At 42.6% G+C, this 23,302-nt stretch carries 20 protein-coding genes; 7 read left to right on the plus strand and 13 right to left on the minus strand.

The annotated features are described in order from the left end of the window. Nucleotides 1–46: 46 nt before the first annotated feature. From AC2IOM_RS17590 to AC2IOM_RS17600, 3 genes are all read left to right on the plus strand, one after another. Nucleotides 47–664 (plus strand): hypothetical protein, encoded by a 618-nt coding sequence (locus AC2IOM_RS17590; protein WP_486360648.1) that lies wholly within the window; start codon nt 47–49, stop codon nt 662–664. Between the two features lie 263 nt (nt 665–927). Beyond that, nucleotides 928–4,182, plus strand: a complete 3,255-nt coding sequence (locus tag AC2IOM_RS17595) for a sulfatase-like hydrolase/transferase (RefSeq protein WP_486360649.1) — start codon at nt 928–930, stop codon at nt 4,180–4,182. 2 nt (nt 4,183–4,184) lie between these two features. Continuing rightward, complete coding sequence (locus tag AC2IOM_RS17600; protein WP_486360650.1) at nt 4,185–4,646, plus strand: hypothetical protein; 462 nt, start codon at nt 4,185–4,187, stop codon at nt 4,644–4,646. Nucleotides 4,647–4,728: 82 nt separating this feature from the next. On the opposite strand, the gene AC2IOM_RS17605 is transcribed toward AC2IOM_RS17600, so the two are convergent. Further along, on the minus strand, nt 4,729–5,004 hold the full coding sequence (locus tag AC2IOM_RS17605) for a pyrroline-5-carboxylate reductase dimerization domain-containing protein (protein WP_336436161.1): 276 nt from the start codon (nt 5,002–5,004) through the stop codon (nt 4,729–4,731). Nucleotides 5,005–5,021: 17 nt separating this feature from the next. After that, nucleotides 5,022–6,062: a zinc-dependent alcohol dehydrogenase family protein gene (locus tag AC2IOM_RS17610; RefSeq protein WP_486360651.1), complete on the minus strand. Its 1,041-nt coding sequence runs from the start codon at nt 6,060–6,062 to the stop codon at nt 5,022–5,024. Between the two features lie 137 nt (nt 6,063–6,199). On the opposite strand from AC2IOM_RS17610, the gene AC2IOM_RS17615 reads away from it, so the two are divergent. Further along, entirely contained in the window at nt 6,200–6,664 is a 465-nt protein-coding gene (locus AC2IOM_RS17615; protein ID WP_486360652.1) for an Lrp/AsnC family transcriptional regulator, read from the plus strand. Nucleotides 6,665–6,745: 81 nt separating this feature from the next. On the opposite strand, the gene hmpA is transcribed toward AC2IOM_RS17615, so the two are convergent. From hmpA to AC2IOM_RS17630, 3 genes are read right to left on the minus strand one after another with little or no spacing between them, the layout of a single operon-like run. Continuing rightward, the gene (gene hmpA, locus AC2IOM_RS17620; RefSeq protein WP_486360653.1) at nt 6,746–7,936 is read right to left on the minus strand and encodes an NO-inducible flavohemoprotein; all 1,191 of its coding nucleotides are present in this window, start codon (nt 7,934–7,936) and stop codon (nt 6,746–6,748) included. Between the two features lie 56 nt (nt 7,937–7,992). Next, a complete protein-coding gene (locus AC2IOM_RS17625; RefSeq protein ID WP_486360654.1) occupies nt 7,993–9,210 on the minus strand; it encodes an NnrS family protein in 1,218 nt (405 codons plus the stop codon). 8 nt (nt 9,211–9,218) lie between these two features. Next, complete coding sequence (locus AC2IOM_RS17630; RefSeq protein ID WP_486360655.1) at nt 9,219–9,512, minus strand: hypothetical protein; 294 nt, start codon at nt 9,510–9,512, stop codon at nt 9,219–9,221. A 181-nt stretch (nt 9,513–9,693) separates the two neighbouring features. Here AC2IOM_RS17630 and norR point away from each other — a divergent pair, with 181 nt between their 5' ends. Beyond that, nucleotides 9,694–11,280, plus strand: a complete 1,587-nt coding sequence (gene norR / locus AC2IOM_RS17635) for a nitric oxide reductase transcriptional regulator NorR (RefSeq protein ID WP_486360656.1) — start codon at nt 9,694–9,696, stop codon at nt 11,278–11,280. A gap of 407 nt (nt 11,281–11,687) precedes the next feature. Here the strand turns inward: norR and AC2IOM_RS17640 are convergent, their stop codons facing one another. The 6 genes from AC2IOM_RS17640 to AC2IOM_RS17665 all read right to left on the minus strand — a co-directional run bounded on the left by AC2IOM_RS17640 (nt 11,688) and on the right by AC2IOM_RS17665 (nt 17,211). Continuing rightward, nucleotides 11,688–12,596, minus strand: coding sequence for an AraC family transcriptional regulator (locus AC2IOM_RS17640; RefSeq protein WP_486360657.1), 909 nt, complete (start codon nt 12,594–12,596; stop codon nt 11,688–11,690). After that, on the minus strand, nt 12,586–13,233 hold the full coding sequence (locus AC2IOM_RS17645) for a flavodoxin family protein (protein ID WP_486360658.1): 648 nt from the start codon (nt 13,231–13,233) through the stop codon (nt 12,586–12,588). Before AC2IOM_RS17645 ends, AC2IOM_RS17640 begins: the two co-directional genes overlap by 11 nt. A 307-nt stretch (nt 13,234–13,540) precedes the next feature. Next, a complete protein-coding gene (locus AC2IOM_RS17650) occupies nt 13,541–14,524 on the minus strand; it encodes an alpha/beta hydrolase (RefSeq protein ID WP_486360659.1) in 984 nt (327 codons plus the stop codon). Nucleotides 14,525–14,572: 48 nt separating this feature from the next. Further along, a complete protein-coding gene (locus tag AC2IOM_RS17655; protein ID WP_486360660.1) occupies nt 14,573–15,559 on the minus strand; it encodes an alpha/beta hydrolase in 987 nt (328 codons plus the stop codon). A gap of 337 nt (nt 15,560–15,896) precedes the next feature. After that, nucleotides 15,897–16,331 (minus strand): hypothetical protein, encoded by a 435-nt coding sequence (locus AC2IOM_RS17660; RefSeq protein ID WP_486360661.1) that lies wholly within the window; start codon nt 16,329–16,331, stop codon nt 15,897–15,899. Between the two features lie 256 nt (nt 16,332–16,587). Then, complete coding sequence (locus tag AC2IOM_RS17665; protein WP_486360662.1) at nt 16,588–17,211, minus strand: TetR/AcrR family transcriptional regulator; 624 nt, start codon at nt 17,209–17,211, stop codon at nt 16,588–16,590. Nucleotides 17,212–17,344: 133 nt separating this feature from the next. On the opposite strand from AC2IOM_RS17665, the gene AC2IOM_RS17670 reads away from it, so the two are divergent. Both AC2IOM_RS17670 and AC2IOM_RS17675 read left to right on the plus strand, forming a co-directional pair. Continuing rightward, on the plus strand, nt 17,345–18,445 hold the full coding sequence (locus AC2IOM_RS17670; protein ID WP_486360663.1) for an efflux RND transporter periplasmic adaptor subunit: 1,101 nt from the start codon (nt 17,345–17,347) through the stop codon (nt 18,443–18,445). Nucleotides 18,446–18,456: 11 nt separating this feature from the next. Then, entirely contained in the window at nt 18,457–21,516 is a 3,060-nt protein-coding gene (locus AC2IOM_RS17675) for an efflux RND transporter permease subunit (RefSeq protein WP_486360664.1), read from the plus strand. 73 nt (nt 21,517–21,589) lie between these two features. Here AC2IOM_RS17675 and AC2IOM_RS17680 read toward each other — a convergent pair whose 3' ends face one another. Then, entirely contained in the window at nt 21,590–22,405 is an 816-nt protein-coding gene (locus AC2IOM_RS17680; RefSeq protein ID WP_486360665.1) for a hypothetical protein, read from the minus strand. Between the two features lies 1 nt (nt 22,406). Then, nucleotides 22,407–23,291, minus strand: a complete 885-nt coding sequence (locus tag AC2IOM_RS17685; RefSeq protein ID WP_486360666.1) for a CE1 family esterase — start codon at nt 23,289–23,291, stop codon at nt 22,407–22,409. Between the last annotated feature and the right edge of the window lie 11 nt (nt 23,292–23,302).

The following is a 23,302-nucleotide window of genomic DNA, read 5'->3' on the forward strand; positions in this document are numbered from 1 at the left end:
AATAAGGACATGTGAAACTCAACTCAAATATTTGCAAGGATCAGACATGGCAAAAACGGACACCGCTGCTATTAAAAATAGTATTATCAAAATCGCATTTGAGTCTTCACTCATCATTTTTAGTGTGCTTTTAGCATTATTCTTAAACGAATATCGTGGGCAATTGAAAGCTGAAGAAGAAAAAAACCGCGCATTGCAAATGATTGAAGTTGAACTCACCACAAATTTAAAAACATTAACCAACTGGACGCCATATCATAAGCAGCTTATTGGGGAGTTTGATAATGCCATCACACAACTTGAAGAAACTCCTGCAGAAACTGATCCACGCAGCTATATTTTGGGATTAATGCCAAAAGGTTTAATGCAAGACTTTATAAGTCGTACCGCATGGGAGTCTTTACAGCAGGCGAGCAGCGATGTTTCTCTTGACATTGAAACCACATTTTTAATTTCAAAAGTATATAAATTACAACAAATGGGCGTTGAGAAAACCTTAATGCAATTTATTGAGGTTATGAACTCACGCGAAAGTATGCGCGCTGAAAATTTAAAAGAAACACTGTATTTACTGAAAAGCACCTTGCAAGAATTACATGCGCAAGAAGTAGACCTCGCACATAATTATCAAAACACGCTAGCGAAACTAGAAAAGATAGACTGAATTAGTAAACTTTTTCTGTTGGAACAAGGCTATTTTATATTTAAATAGCCTTTATACAGTTACCCTATCAAACTACAAATTTAAACGCTCTTTACACACCATTACAAACCAACAATATCTTTACATAACATTTACGCTCTCATTCCCTTTGCCGACTTGTCTTCCCCGCTCTCTTGCTTAAAACTTTATTAATGATTTTTTAAATTCAATACTTCAGTTTTTATGCGTAATAACACTGAAGATGAAAATAAGGTAGGTGCGTTGTGCTTTATAAATTCAATTCTCTATTCACAATAAGTTTGTTAAGCGTAACGCTTGTTGGCTGTGGCGGAGGCAGCAGCGATAGTAATACCGATAACAACGTCACCCCGCCTGTAGTTACAAATCAAGCCCCGCAATTAACAACCGCGATTACTGATCAAACAACCAACCAATCACAGCAGTATTCATTTGATCTCTCTCAAGGGGGGCAAACCTTCACCGACCCAGACGGCGATGCACTTACTTACTCGTTTAGTACATCACCGCTAACAAATGACTTTACCTTAAACGGTACTGTGTTATCCGGCACACCGGCGCTTGCGCAAACAATCACTTTCACCGTAACAGCGACTGATCCTAACGGGTTATCAGCAAATGATAACTTTTTGCTGAACATTAACGGTGCACCAAAACTTACCAACAGCATTAGTAATCAGTCAGTGAATATTGGTGAAAACTATAATTTTGATGTCACTCAAAATGGCTCTACTTTTGAAGATCTTGATAGTGAAATACTCATTTACAGTGTGCAAATCACTCCAACTAATGATGACTTAACATTCAACGGAACGCATTTATCTGGAGTGCCAAGCCAAGCAGGCGAATACACGGTTGCTGTCACCGCAACCGATGACGGTGGATTGTTTGATTCTACCAGTTTTGTATTGTACGTGGTTGAACCAAATGAAAATAACTCGCCGATAGTGGCAAATCCAATTGCCGATCAAAGTGCAACGTTAAACCAAAACTTTAACTTTGATATGAGCCAGAACAATACCACCTTTAGCGACCCTGATGGTGATATGCTGACTTTTCAGGTCGCGATTACGCCAACGGATTCAAGGTTAACATCTGATGGCTTAATTTTGTCTGGCAGCCCAAATCAAACTGGCGAAATTAATGTCACCGTGACTGCCAGCGACCCTGCTGGGCTTTCGGTGAGCGACACGTTTTCAGTTGATGTGTCAGCGCAAGTTAATACAAGCAAGCCAAATGTATTACTGATCATTGCGGATGACTTAGGTCAAGATTCGTCGAACCAATACAGCTTCTCTACCGACTTACCAAGTACCCCAACTATTGATGAAATTGCAGCACAGGGCATCGTGTTTGAAAATTTATGGGTAAACCCAGTTTGTTCACCAACCCGTTCCACCATTTTTACCGGTAAATATGGCACACGCACTCAAGTGTTAGCACCGGGTGACGAACTGAGCCTAAGTGAAACGTCACTACCACAAGCGTTAAAAAATCACCCTGATACGGCAGAGTATGTCTCGGCAAAAATTGGTAAATGGCATCTAGGTGGCGACAGCAGTCACCCAGCCGCGTTTGGCCTAGATTTTTACGCTGGCATTTTTAATGGCGCCGTCAGCGATTACTATAACTGGGAATTAACTACAAATGGGCAAACCCTGCCACAAACCGAATACGCCACAACCGTACTAACTGATTTGGCAATCGACTGGCTAAATCAACAAACTACCCCGTGGTTTTTATGGATGGGTTACAACGCTCCGCATACCCCCTTCCACTTACCGCCAAATGAATTACATAGCCGTAACTTGAGTGGTGATGAAGCTGATATTGAAGCTAATCCTCGCGCGTATTATCTCGCAGCAGTAGAAGCGCTCGACAGTGAAATAAATCGTTTGTTAAATAGTTTAGATCAAGCCACACGCGATAATACCGTGGTGATTTTTATTGGTGATAACGGCACACCAACACAAGCGCGCTTTAGAGATTCAGAGTTATCTGGTAGTAAAAATAATATTAGTGAAGGTGGGATCCGTGTACCTATGATAGTGTCGGGCAAAAATGTCACGCGTCAGGGGCAACGTGAAGCCAACGTATTAAACGGCACCGATTTCTTCAGCACTATTTTGGCCATTGCGGGCCAAGAAGAAGTGGTCATTCACGACAGCTTACCCTTTAACAATTTACTTAATGATGCCAATGCGACACCACTGCGTGAAACCGCTTTTTCGCAAAATGAAGAAGCCTTCACCATTCGCAATGCCCGTTATAAGCTCATTGAATATATTGATGGCACACGCGCTTTTTATGACTTACAAAATGATATTTCAGAACAAACTGACTTAATATCAGGTGGCACATCCCTACCAACAGACTTTTTCTATTTAGACAGTCAATTAAGTGCGCTTAGTAATGACGGCTGGATTGTTAATAAACACAATGAACAATCAAGTTACATGATGGATAGTGGTGCGTTTGTAGAGGTGAATGTGCTGTATGTGCAAGACAATGGCACGTCAACAACAGTAACCACTAATGCCACACCAAATTACAAAGTAGTTGTAACCGATGAAGTGCTGACGGTTTATCAAAGCAAACCTGCAGCGGCCTATGCCAATGGCCAAGTATTGAGCCTCAATCAGCAAATTGATTACGGCCAAGATATTGGATTGACAGCAAATTGCGGTAACACAGGCGGCGATGGATGGTGGCCACAAGCGGGTGCTGCATGCCCTGAGTCTCAATCAAGCATGGCGCTAACCTTTCCAAATAACCCGACCCCAACACAAACAGAGTGTGAAACTGGCCTTGGCCCTGTTGGGCTTTGGGTTAACGGCGTGCCCATTTACAATTGGTCTGATGCCAGCTCTTACAACAACCAAGATATTTGGAATAACTTTGCCCTGCCATTTCGCTCTGCCGCAATGGATGTGTGCAATGGCCACTCAGGCAACGGCATGTACCACCACCACAGTTATAACGCGTGTTTAAAACAACAGCTCGGCGATGAAGGCAAAGGACACTCCCCGATTTATGGTTACGCAGGAGATGGTTACCCAATTCACGGCCCGTATCATAGTAAAGACGTGCTTGCGAAAAGCTGTTGGAAGAAACGTGATTATTCAGCAAACAGTGCAACTGGCTGTGGCAGCGAGGGCCAACGTACCTGTAAATTTATTGATGAAGAAAATATCAGCTTAGGCGTTGAAAACGTGACGGCTGGCCCTGCAACATCAGACATCATTAACTTTTTCACCGCGGGCGATGGCCCTGCTGTATCAGGTATTTATTATGAAGATTACTACTATGATGCACAGTGTACAGCACAAGGTGAAGAATACCTTGATGAACACAGTGGGCATGACCATGATGGTCTAGGTTATCACTATCACACCAGTGTGGATGAAAACCTATCGCCTGTATTCCCGCTGGTTAATGGCCCAGATTACTACGGCAGCCTTAATAGCAGCTCATTCCAGTGTTTTAGAAGGGAGTTTTAATTATGATGCGGTATTTAGTTTTACTCGCAAATCTTGGCGTAAGCTTTTTCAGCCAAGCCCATGAGGTGCATGCCAGTAATATAGATGTCACCGTACAAGGAAATAGCATCGAAATTTTACAAACCACCCCAATTAAAGAGGCACAATCCATTGCCAAACAACTGGGGGCTGAAAACGCAGAACATGACACCACGTTAAATGCAATTTCCAGCGGGTGGCAAATTGAGCACGTCGATGGCTCGTGTAAATTAACCAAACAAGCTTATCGACTTGCACACCATAATAGCCAATTACAAATGCGGTATTTGTTTTCATGCAGCGGTGACAATAAACCAAAATCCCTTGCGTTACCTTGGTTTAAACTCACACCAGAAGATCACTTTATTATTATGAAGCTCACAATAAACGGCAAAAGTGATACGGTAATTTTTCAACGCCAAGATTTAGTAATAGCGCTGGGTTAAACACAAACAACAATAGACTGTTGTAGTTAAAGGCTTTGAGTTTTAGAAACTCTTAATTAACAATAACCTAGATGCAGAGCGCTTACTCTGATTGACTAGAACAGTGTGCATCTAGGTACTCTTTAATAAACATTTGCAGTTTAATTGAGAGCGCTAAATCGACTGTTCCACCTTTTTCAACAGGTAAAAAGTGTGTTGCGCCAAGTACAGTTTTATATGCCAGTTGAGTTGCCATTTCATCTGTTAAACCTGATTTAACACCCGAGTTCACTAACTGTTCAACGAGTAAAGTAAATTCGTAATCAGGCTTGTTCTGAGTAACCACAGTAAATTGGTCTTGTTCAGTTTCATTGCGCATTGTAATACTTCTCTACATCAAAATTGGGTGATTACAGTTACACCTGGCGTATTGTTCTTATCCAGTTGGGTTAACACGTCTATTGATTGTGCAAGCGTGATCGTTTTCCCTAATAGTTTTTCTGGTTGCAACTTACCGGATAAAATCATTGCTAACATGGCATCGTAACGGTGCGCTTGCATGCCATGACTGCCAATAATCTCAAGCTCATGAGCGATCACTTTATCCATTGGAATGCTTGGGTTAGCCTGATCAGCGAGCAGCAGCCCCACCTGAATATGCTTACCGAGTGGACGTAAACTGTTAATTGAGTTCACACACGTTATTGGATGACCTAATGCATCAAGCGAGACATGCACACCACCTTTGGTCAAATCTTTAATCGCTAATGGCACATCATCGACTTGATTAGCATTGATGGTTGCAACAGCACCTAAACTACACGCGAGTGAAAGGGCATTATCATCTATATCTACTGCAATGACATTTGCGCCAATAGCGTTTGCAATCATCACAGCCGATAACCCCACACCACCGCAACCGTGCACAGCAACCCAGTTGCCAGCAGTGACTTGACCTTGATCGACAACAGCACGAAAAGACGTGACAAAGCGACAGCCTAAACTGGCCGCAGTAACAAAATCCATGCTTTCTGGCAAAGCAACTAAGTTAACATTGGCATGATCAACTCCCACATATTCGGCAAAAGAACCCCACTGAGTAAAACCAGGCTGAGTTTGACTACTACACACCTGTTGATTACCAGAATGGCAATGTGAGCACGCGCCACAGGCATATATAAAAGGTATAGTTACGCGATCGCCCACTTTAAACTGCGTGACATCTCTGCCAACGGCGGCAATGGTGCCCGCAAATTCATGGCCCGGTACGTGTGGTAATTCGATCCCTGGATCATGTCCCATCCAGCCATGCCAATCACTACGACAAACACCTGTCGCTTCTACTTTTACCACTACACCATGATTTTTTGGTGTTGGATCTGCTACATTCATTATTTGCGGCGCTTGAACAAAGTTTTCATAAACAACGGCTTTCATAATCACCTCACATTAGTTACTTGCACACTTGCTACTTTACGTAATAGCGCTGAAATTACCTTGCTATTTTGAATTGAATAAACGCTAATTTTGAAATAGTCTTTTATCTAGCCAGGCAAAATAGAAAGAGTCCAACATTGATCGAGCTAGATAAGACAGATAAACGCATTTTGGAACTACTACAATCCAATGGTCGGCTTTCGAGCGCTAAGATTGCTAGCACATTATCGCTAAGTGAAACTCCTTGCTGGCGACGTATAAAACGGCTGGAAGAACAGGGGTATATAGAAGGCTACCAGGCAAACCTAAATCGCCGTAAAGTGGGGTTTGGTGTTATGGCGTTCGTACAATTAACCTATATAGAACATGATGAAAAAACCACCAAAGACTTCGAGCAAATGATCCTCGCCTGTGACAATGTTCTGACATGCTACAACATGACAGGTGATGCTGATTTTTTACTGCAAGTCGTTGCCAAGGACCTAGATGATTACAGCACATTCATTGATAACGTGTTGCGAAAGCTCTCAGGTGTATCGAGTATACGTTCAAGCATTTCATTAAAAGAAATAAAGTCATCATCACGACTGCCCATTAACTAAAATCAGCCAAGTGAGAGTTCCTTTTTAATAGTGGCAATGGACAGACACACCAGTATCTGACCATCGTCTCTTTAAATTTGATTATAAATCCGCATGTGGGCCAAACACTTCATAATGAATACGTTCTGCGCCAACTCCCATATTTAACAGCTGCTTTTTGATGAAACGCATAAAGACAACTGGGCCACATAAGTAGAAATGCGCTTGCCCGTACGGTAACCGTGCATCATTTAAATCAACGAGTCCGTGGTATATGTTTTCCGGTAATTCGTTGGCTTCGTTATAATTCTCATACCATGTATAGGTTTGCCAGTTATTTAACATGGCAAGCTCATTGGTGCGCTGTTTAAACGAGTGCTGTTGCTCAGAGCTGCACGCATGTAAATAATACACATCGTGCTCATAATTTAGCGCCGATAAATACTCCAACATTGACTGCATTGGCGTTACCCCCACCCCTGCTGAAATAAGTACGACCGGTGACTGCTTATCTTGGAAGAAAAAGTCTCCTGCAGGTGCGTTAACTGAAAGGGTATCACCCACTTCAATATGATCATGTAAGTAGTTAGATACAAGGCCGTCTGGTTCGCCTTTTTCGCGTTTTACCGAAATACGGTAGCTTTGCCCATTAGGCTTGTTTGATAACGAATATTGACGAATTTCGGTAAATGGATGATCGTTTGGTTGCACTGAAATACCTAAATATTGCCCTGGCACATAACCAATCACATCATTGCCGTCTTGTGGCGTTAGGACAAAACTGGTGACCAATTCCGATTCTTTGATTTTTTCACTTACTACGAATGGGCGGCTATCGCGCCAGCCACCTTGGCTTTTTGCACGGCTTTCATAAAGCTCACCTTCGCGATGAATAAACACAGACGCTAAAAAGTCATATGCGGCAGTCCATGCTTCTTCAACTTCAGCGGTAAATAGTTCACCCGTTAATTCACGTAGGGTTTCGGTTAGGTGATGACCTACTATTTGGTACATTTCGGGTTGAATATTAAAGCTTGTGTGCTTATGAGCAATGCGCTCAACCGCACTTTTGAGTGCGCCCACATTATCAATATGCTGCGCATACGCTGCGATAGCTTCAAATAAAGCAGCCTTTTGCCTGCCCGACGCTTGATTGCTCATATTAAAGATATGTTTAAGTTCAGGCTGGTGAAAAAACAACCTTTCATAAAAGTGGGCTGTTAGCGCAGGCCCTGTCTCAGAAAGTAATGGCACTAAACTTTTAATAATATCAATATGACGTTGTTGTAACATGTAATACCTCGTGTGTTGCAACGTGTTGTTAGAAATAAGAAATAAAAAATTAGGAATTAACGAAAGCCATCTTGGCGAGGAGCGATTAATATTGGGAAAGACACCCAAACAAAAATTGCAAACGCGATAATCCAGCCAACCGCACTCACTTGCCATGCCAAATGGGCAAGCCCAATTGCAGGTAGTAATGCGCGTGTAACGGCTACAAGAAAAAGCAGTAAAAAAGCTTTACCCATAATCACTTTGGGTATTAATACTCGCCCTGTATGGCCAAGCGAAACACGACTCATCATAGATAAAATCATCAGCCCCATGGCGCCTACAGTGATCACATGAAGCCCAGAACTAAAAGGAATAAGCGGTGTAAAATAGCTCGCACCAAGTAAAATAAGGCCAAGACCAAGTGCGCCGTACGCTAAATGTAATGACCATAAAAGAGAGATACCGAGCGTTTTATTACTTTGCCAAAAACCCAGCTTTGCAAGGTGCAAGCAGCCTGCAGCAATCATTAAATACGCAGGCGATAACGGCAGGGAAATATAGAAATGGCTAAAAAATACTAAAGTGCCGAGTAAGGAAACAACCAATAACAGCGTATCAAGCAAAGACGGATGCGACACTTCTTTAAGCTTGGCACCGTTACGGGTGAAAAACGGAATAACGCGCCCACCCACAATGCCCATTAATATGCCAAACATCAGCACCATGGTACGGCCAATATGCAGTGCTTGTGCGGTATCTATGGTGAGTTCACTTACCAGTAGCACCATTTCAAGTAGCGCCATCACCGTAAATAAAGGGATAAACAAGTAGTTACGACGGTTTTTAGCAAGCAAAACTATGTAGGCATACACAGCGATAATGCATATCCACCAAATACTTTGCAGCACGGTAGCTAAAATGACACTTGCCGTTGAATTAACAAAAAACAGCGCGCGTATAATGAGCCAAAGGCCAACCAAAGCAATCAAGGGTGCCCCCTGTATACTTGGCCTGCCAGTCCATGTTTGCACCGCGGTTAATACAAACCCTGTTGCAATGGTGGCACCAAAGCCAAATAACATTTCGTGTAAATGCCATACCGTTGGGGTTAAGCCTGTTGGATTTAACTGCCACCACGCATTTAAGAAGCCCAACCACATTATCATGGCTAAAATTGATGCGATTGCCCCTAACATAAAGCTTGAGCGAAATGCCAATTGAAAAAAGGCATGTTCTGAAAATGCGCCAACTGCTTCGTTATCTTGCGCGTGTGGTTCTTGAATATTTAACATCGAACCACCTACACACGTTGGCCTAAGCCATGTTGCCCAATGCAGCGCACAATATAGCCAATCTTAAAAAATGCAGGAAACACCATAGTACCGATATGAGCGGCAATTTGCTGAGGCATTGAAAAATACTCAGCAAATGGGTAACTGATTAGCAAACAACTAATAAACAAACTAACAGGAACTAACATTAACCAATTACCCACTTGCTTAGTAAAACCAAACACATTTTTTTTGTTTTTATTTGGTAGCGTTAGCGCACGCTCGTGATTGATAAAAGCAGTCTCATTAACAACTTGCTGCATAATTAAGCCTTAATTTCATTTAAATTCAGCTTGATATAGCAGCAACAATGCCAACATTAATTTATTTATATTAATCAGGTGGTTAATTAAAAAAGCGCCGTTAAACACCAATAAATAAGTCAATTTGACACACTGCAAAAATAAGTCATAATGACACAAGTGTGTTTTTATGTGATTTTGTATGGCAATTAACTCTTTAACCCTTGTAGAATTTGCAAAAGCGCAAGTGACCAGTCTCGATAATCAAGACCGATTTGAACAACTGTTACAAACGCTTGCGACGGTGATTGAGTGCGAGGCCATTGCACTGTTGGCTATGCGTGGCGAGGTATTAAAGCCACTGGCGATTAAAGGGCTTACACCCGACACACTCGGCAGGCGTTTTGTTATTAGCGAGCACCCGCGTTTTGCAGCAATTTGTGAAGCAAAAGGGCCTGTGCGTTTTGCATCATCCAGCCCCTTACCCGACCCATATGATGGCCTAGTTGCTGATCACCCCGGGGATTTACCTATTCACGCTTGTATGGGTTTACCACTTTATTTTGCCGAACGTTTAATTGGCATTTTGACCTTTGACTCATTAAAGCCCAACGCCTTTGACGATTTAGGCCAAGACAAGCTTGATGCCTTAGCAGCCATCGCTGCAGCCACCTTAAAAATTGCACTCACACTCGATGAATTAGAGCAGCGTAATTCGCGCTCGCATTTACTAATGGCAGAGCTTAGTCAAGAAGCCATCGCCAGAGATGGCAACGAATTAATTGGCGACAGCCAAGCCATGGTAAAGCTAAAGCAAGAAGTTAATTTAGTAGCCGCATCGCCCTTTAGCGTGCTAATTCAAGGTGAAACGGGCGTAGGTAAAGAACTTATTGCACGGCGTTTACACTTACAATCAAGCCGCGCAGATAAACCTTTAGTATATGTAAACTGCGCTGCCCTGCCTGAAAACTTAATTGAAAGCGAATTATTTGGCCATGTGAAAGGCGCCTTTACCGGTGCCGATAAAAATCGCGCAGGTAAATTTGTGTTGGCCGATGGCGGCACTCTATTTTTAGATGAAGTGGGCGAGCTGCCACTTGCAGCGCAAAGTAAACTACTACGCGCACTGCAATCCAATGAAATACAACCTGTTGGCCAAGATGATATTCACTATGTTGATGTGCGGGTTATCGCCGCAACCAACCGTGATTTAGCAGACGAAGTAAATAGCGGAAACTTTCGCGCCGATTTGTTTCACCGTTTAAGTGTATACCCCGTTACTATTCCACCGCTGCGCGCACGTAATGGCGATATCGCCTTATTGGCAGGCTATTTTGTCGAGCAATCACGCCGCAAACTTGGCTTGCAACAGCTTAAAATCTCTAAAGACGTGCTGCCCTATTTAAATGCCTATCATTGGCCAGGCAATGTGCGCGAACTAGAACATGTGATAAGCCGCGCGGCACTTAAAGCCTCGGTAAATACTCAATCACCCATAGTAATAATTAACCCGATTGATTGTGGTGAGTTAATCAGAGAGCTAACAATTGAAGGTACAAGTAGCGATGAGCCAAAGGCTAACCCAATTCAAACGCAGCAATTTTTGCTAAAACCAGATGAAAGTTTAAAACAAGCCACAGAGCGTTTTCAAAGTGAAATGATACGAAACACCTTGTCTAACCATAATGGCAATTGGTCAGCCGCAGCACGAGAACTGAACACCGACCGCGCGAACTTAACCCGCCTTGCAAAACGCTTAGGTATAAGTGTGACGAAACAGATTAGCTAAAGTAAGTTTTTAATTATCAGTGTATTAACCCCTTGCATTCGCTTTTAACAAAAGCGAATGCAACAGGCATTTAAAAACCTATGTTAAGAACCCTGGGTCTGTTGACCTTTCAAGTTCGTTTTTGCAGCAGTTTGATTGGGGTTTATACAAGGCAGAGGCTGCGTGGCATAGTTATTCTATGTGAGTCAGCCGATAACACAGTAGAAAAGCCAATCAAGCGCTGCCGAATGGTTCTTTTGAACGCACTTTTATCATTGTTGCCTATATGGATGTAGGTAAGGGGCGTGAGCAGGATGCGGAAGCTTTGCTCGATATTCGCTTAGATTGCTAGGTCACACATCGAGCGCCGCGATAAAAGCACGCTCAAAGAGAACAAAAATAGAACAGCGAAGGTGGGCAGACCCAAGTTATACTTGATGAACTAGCCGTAACCGCTGAATGTCTTTTAAAGGCGGAAGGCCAAACAAACGACTGTATTCCCGACTAAATTGCGAGGCACTTTCATAGCCCACTAAATTACTGGCTAGCGTCGCATCCACACCATTAACCAGCATTTGATCTCTGGCTTCTTGTAACCTTAGCGTTTTTAAATATTGCAGCGGGCTGGTGCCTGTTAATGCCTTGAAATGTTGCCTAAATGTCGAAGCACTCATGTGCGCTTGCTGCGCAAGCTCATCCATATTGATAGCCTCGGTGTAGTTTTGTTTTAACCAAGTGACCGCTTTTAATACCTGACTATTTGGTGAGCCTAATGCAGCCAGATGGCGAAGGTGCATGCCATGAGGGCTATCAAGTAGGCGCACCACAATTTCTTTTTCAATCAGCGGCTGTAATCCAGGTTTTAACGAGGGTTGTTTCTCTAAAATGAGTAATCGCTTTAAAGCATCTAAAAGACCCTCATCGACTTGATAAGAGGATAACGCTTGAAACTGCATGTCTCTCGGTGGTTTTGAGAGTTTTAACTCCGCGCAAGCTTGCATGATCAGTGAGTAATCTAATTTTAATATCAGTGCAATAAAAGGGGCGTGTCGTGAAGCGCTAGCAACATGAGACACAACCGGTAAATCAAAGGTGGTGAGCATGGCTTGCCCCGCATGACAATAGGTCACTTCATTATCTTGCAATAACTCTTTGCTACCCTGCAGAACAACTGCCAAACTGAGTGTGTATATGCAATGCAAAGGCTCTGTGGGGGCATTGCGAACATGGATTGTCAAACCTTGAATACCCGAGTCAAAATCCCCTTCTTTACGAGTGTATTCGTTTACCAGCTCAACTAGTTCAGCATGTGCAGGCGTATTGTTATCAAGATCCATGGGGTACCTCTTGGTAGTTTTGATCGTAAACGTCGAGCATATCTTGCGTGGTAAGTTGATTGCCCATTCGGCCTCTGTTTATCGCCTGATGCGAAAATGAAATCGCGCCATTTTGTTTCACCAGCGATTTAAATTCATCAATAAAGTGTTGCTCAAATTTACTGTTATAGGTGTTAAATAACACCACATTTTTATTTGTAAACGTATTGCTCTTGGCAAACTGCCAAATCGGCGGGGCTGGACTGTAAAGCCATATTGGCGACCCTAAATATACCGTATCGTATTGTTGTAAATCGAGTTGTTCTGGTGTGATAGACGCAACATGGCGTCGCGCATCATAGAGAGCCCTTATCCAACCGGGAATCCCTAACGCGTAATCTTCTGCGCTAATCACTTTCACATCGGCGTTGTAACGTAGAGCAATATGGTTTGCCAGCACATGAGTATTGCCCGAGCGTGAAAATACAATCACCACCGTTTTGCTATTGTGGCTATCAGCAGTTGGTTTATCACTCAGTAATTTGCTGTTGGCCAAGTGCTGATTTTTTTCAGTTGCTGTAACAAATAAAGTAACGGCTAAGGCGCTGAAAAGTATTAAAAGCACTATGCCCAGCAGGGTGATTAATGCCCATTTCATAACTGGCGAATCCTTGTTTACCAGTATGCCGACCAAACTCACGGGCGGCATACTCTAATTGTTTATTAGGTTAATCTCAGCTCCGTTTAAGCAGTTCCTGATTGAATATCGTATGAATACGTAGCAAAACTTCGTTTTTGCGGGTGATTCATACGAAATTGCTTATACAAAGTTCAGGTTAGGTTAATTATACCAATTCACTTAAGTAGCTGATCATCCTAGCGGGCTAAATATCATGCTAACTGCGTTAGAATTTATCAATGTAGAACAACTACATAAGAAAAATTCCGCCTTGTTACCATTTCATTTATCCAGCGCTATCCCTGATCACATACTTAACAGAATTGGTATTATTTAAAAGATGCTTTTCCAAAAATGGCAGAATGTGCGCCATCGCTAGCGCTACGGGCTCATCTTTGTCGTATAAATCGTAGTGAGAAATACCATCAAGCTCAACCAGTTGACGGTCTTTGCTGGCAACCGCTTTACCGTATACTTCGTGGCCATCGCGATATGCACCAAACGCACCGATATTTTTGCCTATAACTGTCATCACAGGTTGGGTGAGCAGTGTTTCGGTGAAAGCAAAGGCATCCCAACTGAGGATCCGCTGTGCATTGGAAAATAGCATTTTCGTGGCGCCGCCTTCACTTTGGCCTCGCGTTGTTTTGTAGTAATCCGTCGCTTCAAAAACGTCACGCTCTGTAAGACCAAGCTCAGTGGCCACATCAAGAGACGGGGGTAAAAGCTCATTCACTTGTAATGTTTCACCTTTGGCTTCCTTTGTGCGCTGTTCTGCCATCGCTGTTAATACACCAAGTGGGTTATATTCGCTAAAACCTTCGCGAAACAATCGGCCTAAATTAACGGGCGTAATGCCAACCACCGCTTTTAAGCGCTTTTCGGTTAACGCGGCATTAATGATGTAAGCACCACCGCCGCACACACCTATTCCTGCGATGCAATTTGAATCGACAAAAGGCAGGGACACCGCGTAATCAATCGCGCGACTAACATCTTCAACCCGTTGTGACGGATCTTCGAGATATCGTGGCATACCGCCTGACTTCCCTTGAAAGCTGGCATCAAAGGCAATGACCACATAACCCGCTTGTGCCAATGCTTTACCGTAAATTGCCCCAGAGGTTTGTTCTTTACAGCTACCAAACGGATGCACACTGATCACCGTTGGATAGCTTGAGTGTTCATCAAAATTATCGGGGTAAAGAACCAAAGCGGCCATCGGCCAATTCATGTTGTGATTTTGAAAAGTTACATTCTGACTGTTCATTTTATTCTCCTATTAGCAGAGGCAAGCAGCGCCTCTGCTAAATTAAAATTAAGCTAAAGTACGGGCAAAGAAAGGTGCTAATACACTGATTGCGTTTGTGATTTCGGCTTCACCATCGTACAAATTCATGTGGTTGGCGCCGTCAATGATATGCATTTCTTTATCTGTGGATGCAGCACGCTCCATCAGGTCATCACTCATCCACTTACTGCCTGCATCACTGCCTACTACGGTTAATAAAGGTTGTGTAAAAAATGCTTCTGCTTTGAAAAAAGCATCGTAGCTGACCAATTGTGTTAAGCTGCGGGCCGTGGCAAAACCCGGTGCAGTGCAATAGGCAGCACGATCTGTGTGGTAATATTCCCATGCCTGACGCAGCTCTTCGTTAGGTGCGTCTTCTTCTTTTAGCGGTGCCATCGGCATGGTGGCAGTGTCGTTACCACTGGCGTCGGAGGTTCTTGAGTCAGAACCCATTTGCAAATAAGGCAATGCATCGCTGTCTTTTACGTTATTATCCCAACCATTTCTGAACATTTGACCTATGTTCACCATGCTAACCGTGCCAACGGCTTTGATGCGTCGGTCGTTAATTGCGGCATTAGCGGTATAGCCAGCACCTGCGCAAATACCCATAGCGCCAATACGATTGTTATCGACATAAGGCAAGGTAGTTAAATAATCGATGGCAGCGCTCACATCTTCGGTGCGTACATAAGGGTTTTCTAACTGACGAGGCGTACCTGTGCTCTCACCTTGATATGACGCATCGTAAGCAAGGGCAATAAAACCGTTTTCAGCTAATTTTTCAGCATAGGTGCCCGCCGTTTGCTCTTTTACCCCGCCACCCGGATGAGAAACAACAACCGCAGGGTAAGTGCTCGACGCATCAAAATCTTTCGGCAAGAAAACCAGTCCTGCCATCGTAATATCTAGGCCATTGGTATTTGGGAAGTTAACTTTATTCATGTAAAACGCTCCTAAGCTTAAATCTAATTCATCTGTTGATGCTGAACTGTTTTGCTGGTTCATCAGCATTTGCGATAGAAATAAGTATAGAAAGTGTTTGGCGGTAATGATTGCCTAAAATGACGAACTGATTGCCTGAAACGCTTTTTAAATTTATAAAGTGAAAAGTTAACCTGGGTTTTAGCAGCTAGAGTTGTAAAATCAAACAATAGCTTTCAATGTCAGATATTAGCTTAATTTAAATGCCGTAACGCAAGCGCTGAATACCGACGATAGGTGAAAAATAGTCATATACACAATGCAAAAACTGACTTAATTATTTTTGCACAAAGTGAGATTATCAAAGAATACGTTTACGCACAGCCAATTTGAAGTAAGCCAAATGAAAAACGTACCTGAGGTTATTTCAGGTATGTTTCTTTTTAACAAAAAAGATTATTGAAGATGAAACAATACTCACAGCAAATACTATAGAGCCGACTATTGGGAAAAATAAAATGATCATCAAGCCCTCTTTTTGTGGGCCATACATAATTACCCTATAACTAAGATATAAAAGCCCCGAAATAGTAGCCGCTGAAACTGCAAAAAAAGCGCATTTACTAACGAAGTCGAATATATTTTTTTTATTAAAACATAAAGCAAAAACGCCACTAACTAATGAACACCCTACCATCATTAATGGCAATAAAATTGCGTATTCTAAAACGTTATCAAGTGTCGCTCTTTCGTTAAACCGATAATTTTCATAATCGATAAAAGTCAAATCTTTACTTAGTGATAACCACGATAAGAACAGCTGCAGTATTAGTAATAAAAATATCCGTTTTTTTTGTTTCATAATTGCACTTAAAATCTGAACTTTAAATATATTTGCTTTTTAATAATTGGTGTCAAATGCACTTTAGATTAGTGTTTCCATTAATGGCGATAAAGCTTCTTTGCTGCAACGAGTATCTAGCGTCAATATCTGCTTTCACCCATTATGCCAGAGGGTAAATAAAAAGCTAAATGGCGGCTAAAAACATGAGTAACAGTTTCACTATCTCATTATGCGATCTATCGAGCCGGTTCGACTAACTAAAATGTTTAACTATTTATTCCGCTTTATACGCTTTTAAAAAGCGGGCGACGGCTTTGTCAACGTGCTCCCGCACTTCGTCTTCGCTAATTTCCTCACTTGGCAGTAATACGGTTTTGATATGTAAACGTCCTTTAACCATTTCGATTAATAACTTTGCGGCAAATTCGGCGTCGTCTACATCAAGCATATTTTGCTGGTGCAAATGGGTTAAGTATTTCGCCAGCGGAATACTGCCTCGTAACGGGCCAAAATGATAGATAAGCTCACCTACTTCCGGCAATTTGGGCACAATATTGGTCACTAAGCGGAACAATTTCACCATGGTTTCTGATAAAAAACCTTGGGCAAAACCATAACACACCTGACTAAGCGCTTGTTGCGGCGGCAAGTCGTAATCAATATTAAGCAAAGTGCCCACTTGCACTTCGGCTTTTTCACGAATAACAGCAAGCAGTAGCTTTTCTTTATTACCAAACTCACTGTAAATATTGCGCCTTGAGCCGCCCGATTCGCTAATAATCATTTCAAGCGAGGTATTGTCGTAACCATGTTCTAAAAATAGCGTTTGTGCTACTGCGAGGATTTTTTTACCGCGCTCTGATAACGGTTTTGCATTTAAAATTTGTTCTAAACTCAAGACTGTACCTATTAATTGTAAAAACATGGTTGACTTTGGTACTACATGGTACCAAAATATTTGGTACTGCATAGTACCAAATTAACTTACTCAATTTGTGCTTATAAAATTAGCACCTTTTACAGGAACCGTTATGCGTTTATTTTACGTTGTTGCGTGTATTATCACGCTTGTTGGCTGTTCAAAAGAAATCGAACACTCTGAACCTCCTATCCGCCCAATCGCATGGACAGCGGTAAAAACCTCAAATTTTGAACAAGTGCGCACGCTTTCGGGCATTGTTGCCCCCGTTGAAAATGCCAGCTTAAGCTTTGAAGTAAACGGTAAAGTTGAAAAGGTGTTTGTAAAATTAGGTGATACGGTGAGTAAAGGCCAACCTCTTGCCAAGCTTAATCAACTCACATTTCAGTTAAGTTTTGAATCTGCATCAGCGCAGGTGAAACAAGCCGAAGCAACACTTCAAGAAGCGCAAAATGAATACGAGCGTTACAAAACGCTAAGTGAACAAGGTTTAGTATCAAAATCAGGTTTTGATAATTCAAAATCAGCGTTTGAATCTGCCAAAAGTGCTGTGGATGTTGCCAATGCTCAGCTCAACATTGCGCGCAAAAACGTGCAAGACAGTGAGTTACTGGCACCTTACGATGGTGTTATCACCAAGCGTTTAATTGAACCCTCACAGCAAGTTGCCGCAGGCCAATCAGTATTTGAAATTGAAGGCCAACACGGCTTTGAAGTACGTGTAATGGTGCCTGAGAGCATAATCCATGACTTAAACAGCGATATGACCTTAAAAGTAACCTACCCTGTAATGCCGCAACTTTCGATGAAAGGGCATATTTCAGAAAAAGGCACCCGCGCTGAATCTGCCAATGCCTTCCCTGTTACGGTTATTCTTGATGAAGAAAACGCTGTGCTACGTGCCGGCATGACTGCAGAAGTGGAATTTGTTTATCAAGGTGTTGGCCGCACTGGTTATACAGGCCCAAGTATTCGCATTCCAGTAAGTGCCCTTGGCGCCGACATCAAGCAAAAGGCATTTGTGTTTGTGTTTGACCCTAACACGCAACTATTAGAAAAACGCTTTGTGCAAACCGAAAACGTTATTAATAACCAAGTGATTATCTCGAACGGGTTAAAAGATAACGAGATTATTGCCACAGCTGGCATTGCGTTTTTGCGCGACGGGCAAAAAGTATCGCTGCTTGATAACGCCGTGCAGCGTTTTAACTAAGGAGCGGGAAAATGAATATTACCGCTTTGGCGTTTAATTATAAAAAACCCGTATTACTTGTGGTGGCGCTATTAATGCTAAACGGCATTTTTGCCTACTTCACCCTGCCCGCACAGGAAGATCCTACTATTACTATTCGTGAAGCCATTGTTAGCACACAATTTCCGGGCATGGCGCCGGACCGTGTTGAGCAATTGATCACGCGAAAGTTAGAAGAAGAAATCCGCAAAATTCCGGAAGTAAAAGAGATTAAGTCGTCATCTTCTACTGGACTTTCGACTATTCACGTAAAAATTTATGACCGATACTTTAACCTCGACAATATCTGGCAAGACTTACGCAACAAGGTGAATAATGCCCAAGGAAAGCTACCACAAGGCACCTTACCATCGTATGTAAATGATGAGTTTGGTGATGTGTCGGTGATCACCCTTGCGCTAACTGCCGATGGCTTTGATATGGCCGAAATGTACGATATTGCGCAGCATATTCGCGACACCTTGTACGGTGTTGAGGGCACTAAAAAAATTGAGATTTTAGGCGCCAAAGCCGAGCGTATTTACCTTGAAGCGTCAAACGCCAAATTGGCACAGCTTGGCATTTCGCCATTAGCACTCATTAGCGAGCTGCAAAAGCAAAATATAGTGCAATCAGGTGGCCGTGTTGATACCGGTAGCCGCAGCTTTATTATTGAGCCAACGGGTAATTTTAATAGTATTCCAGACATTGAAAATACCTATATTACCATTCCAGGTACTGAAGATTTTATCGCCCTTAAAGACATTGTCACGATTAAAAAAGGCTTTATCGACCCACCTGATAAACTGGCGTATTTTAATGGTAAACCAGCCATTTTCTTCGCTAATGCGATGCTGCCTGAATACAACATCTTAGAATTTGCACCGCGCTTTAAAGCCAAAATTGCGGAAATTGAACACACATTACCTATCGGTTATCAACTCGATATTGCCACCTATCAGGCCGACCAAGTTGAAAAAACCGTGAAAGGGGTATCAATTAATGTGCTACAAACACTGGCGATAGTGCTTGTTGTGGTAATTCTTTTCTTAGGGCTACGCACCGGCTTAATTGTAGGTGCTATTGTGCCGCTCGTAATGCTAGTAACCCTTGCCATTATGCAATACAGCGGCATTAAGCTTGAGCGCATGAGCTTGGCAACGCTGATCATTTCACTTGGTTTACTGGTTGATAACGGCATTGTTATTGCCGAAGATTTTAAACGCCGTTTAGAACAAGGTATCGATCGCTACAACGCTATGGTGCAAGGATGTAAAGAGCTGGCAGTTCCGCTACTCAGCTCGTCAGCCACCACCATTTTATTCTTTTTACCGCTAATGCTGGCGGAGCATGTTGCGGGCGAATACACCCGTTCAATTTCATTGGTAATTTTAATTACCTTGCTAAGCAGTTGGGTATTAGCGCTGACAGTAACGCCAATTTTAAGTTACTACTTTATTAAAGTGCCAAAAACAACCAGTAGCGATAGCAATGAATTTGGCAAACTAACCAGCTACTATGGGAAATATGAGCAATTTTTACATTGGGTGTTAAAACACAAAGCCCTGTTTATGGCGGCGATGTTTGTGCTATTTATTGGCGCTGGCGCATCAATGAAATTTGTTGCCAAACAGTTTTTCCCCAATTCGGATCGCACTCAAGTACTCGTCAACATCGATTTACCTCGCGGGACGTCATCGCGCGAAACTAATCGCCAAATGCAGGAGATTTTCACTTGGTTTAATAACAAAGAGCAGTTTGACTATATTGAAAGCTTCTCGGGCTATGTTGGCTTTAGCGGGCCGCGTTTTGTACTCTCACTCAACCCGGAAGACCCAGCTGAGAATAAAGGCTTTATTGTACTTAATGTAACGCCAGAAACAGATATTGCCTCGCGGGTGTTAGAACTTGATACGCAAATTGAAGCACGCTTTCCTAATGTATCAGCACGTGTGCGTAAAATGTTCTTAGGGCCGTCGGATTCGTCTATTTTAAAAGTGCAGGTAAAAGGCCCAGATAAAGAAGTCATTTACCAAAAAGCACAAGAAGTCATGGCTGTTTTAAATGCCGCGCCAAACTCATTGAACGTGCGTACCGATTGGGAAAATTTGATTACTAAAATCTCGGTTAAAGTAGACCAGCACCGAGCAAAACGTGCTGGGCTTACCTCAAGCGAAATCGCACAAGCCCTAGAAAGCTACTTTAGCGGCGGTGTAATTACTAACTTCCGGGATCAGGATGAAATTATTCCAATTGTGCTGCGCGCCGGTGAAAACGAGCGTAATAGCCTAGATAGATTGCGTACACTAAATATTTATTCTGAAAAGTCTGGCCGTGCCGTACCGCTTTTTCAAGTTGCTGACTTTGAGCCGATTAATCAATTTTCGATTATTCATCATGAAGATATGTTCCGCACCATTAGCATTGAAGCGCGCAACACTAAGCTTTCAGCGGAAGATTTTAAAGCCCTTGTCGATGAGCAAATTCAATTGCTTAAACACGACTTACCAGTTAATCACACCATTGAATACGACGGTGTAATTAAAGAGTCAAAGGCGGGACAAAAGGCGCTGAGTGCTAATATGCCGATGGTACTTGGCTTTATTATTATTTTATTGGTGGCGCAGTTTAATTCATTTAGAAAGGCCATGGTGATTTCGCTCACTATTCCCCTTTCATTTATTGGTGCGGTGATAGGTTTATTATTAATGCAAGCGCCCTTTGGCTTTATGGTAACACTTGGTCTTTACAGCCTTGCGGGTATTATTATCAACAATGCCATTGTATTAATCGACCGCATTGCAATTGAACAAACTGAAGGTAAAAGCGAGTATCAAGCCATTATAGATGCATGCTTAACACGCCTGCGCCCAATTGCGATGACCACCATCACTACCATGATGGGATTACTGCCACTGATTATTGGACAAGATCCGCTATTTTACGGCATGGCCTGTGTAATTGCCTTTGGTTTAGGCGTAGGCACGGTTTTAACCTTGGGTGTAGTTCCAGCGCTTTATGCTGGGTTCTACCGCGTTAAAAAGCAGGACTAATGCATGTAAAAAAGCACAAGAGTTTGCCTAGCGCAAACCTTGTGCTTTGCTACTAGAGATATCAGCGCATGCGCTAATTCTTTGAGGATTCAGAAAAAGGGCACGGAGGAAGCTGATAAATTACTTCCGACACGACCTGCGCCATAAGGAGTTGCTCGTCAGCGCGCACACCATTAACTGGCGTTAAAATCACTGAATCGACTCGCTGTCCGGTGATCACTTCAGCAAACACTAACGCCGTTAAATATTTACCCAATGGCGCAGCGTGATTGCCATCACTGGCATGAAGCCTAAGGTTAGGCATTAACTGCAAAACACTATCCCAAACAAGGCCGACTGGAGCTAGACAACTCGCCTGTTTCGCAACAATATTTGAATGCAGGCCATAAACATATTGCGCTTCTGTTGTATCGCCACGCTGCGGGTGCTCAGGAAATAATATCGGCATCACATTAAGCTCCTTTGCATTGGCTATCCATTTTTCTGCCGCCGTAGTTGAATACGTTGTCGTACGTGATTGTGAATATTTTTGCCCTTGCAAAATAAGGTGCGTCCAGTTGCCGCTTTCTAGCGCTTGAGTTGCACTGCTACTTCGAATGCTATCATCTAAAAAACCGCTACCAATAGTCTCAGATACTGTCTGCTTTTGAGGAGTTAACTGAGTAATCACCTTATTAATCTCAGCGCCTAGCCCTGCAACATGGCTATTGCCCGTTATTGCAACACGGTACGAATTAGCACTTTGATTGTTAGGAACTTCACCGTTGTATTTAGGCTTAAGTTGCCAGTTTATATCATCAATTGTTTTACTAATGTCATTGAGTGTTTTTGGTGAATCTGAACATGCAACCAATGCACATGAAAACATTAACCCAAATAATGCACGCATGTTAGTTCTCCAATGCCATACTCGATTGGTAAATTTCGTAAAGCGCATCTGATAAATAGTCTGACTCATGGGCAACCCCATCCAATTTTGAAAGCATTACTGGCGATACACAGCCATGCCAAGCCAAGGTTGACGTACCTGCACTCGTTGCAGTAACCGCAGGATCAGCAGCTTGTACAAACTGATCTTCGCAGCCATTTATTTTTAGCCAGTGTGTAAGTGTCGCATCTACACTGGCAATTTTTCCGTACTCTCGGCCGCTCATTGGTACATCTTTATCGCTCGGACTATGCAGGTGGTGAATAGCGACAGGGGTTTGTGTGCTGCAAGCATTAAAATCACCTCTAAATTGCCCAGCTAGTGCTACCACACCGCTTAGTTTTTCAGGAATGTGACACGCTAAGGTGTAAGCCATAAAACCACCAGCAGAATAACCGAAGATACGTGCTTTATCGCCTTCAACTGTATAATTGGCATGGGCGTAATCAATTAAATTGGCGATGTAATTGCTATCATCACTGATGTTTGCATCTGTATTGCTATCCCACTGCCATGCGCTACCGTTGCCATTTGGGCTAATTACTAAGTACCCTTTTTCTTCAAGCATATTTGCATCAAAAATACCGGCTACTTTTGCCATATATCCCGGTGCGCCATGTAAGGTAATAATTAGCCCTTTGTACTCTTTGCTCGTATCGCCAAAAACTAAGTTTTCTCGCCCATCCACAGTGACGCAAGTTGAACCTTCGGGAATAGCGCGCCCAGCACATAAAGTATCGTTGTTATTTGATTCAATAAATGGGGCGTTTACTTTTTTGTTTCCACCGCCACCACACGCTGAAATAAGGCATGTAGTTAGTACTAAAATAGGGGTTATTTTTTTCATTTTTTGTAATC

This window comes from Pseudoalteromonas sp. NS-SX12, assembly GCF_057367955.1.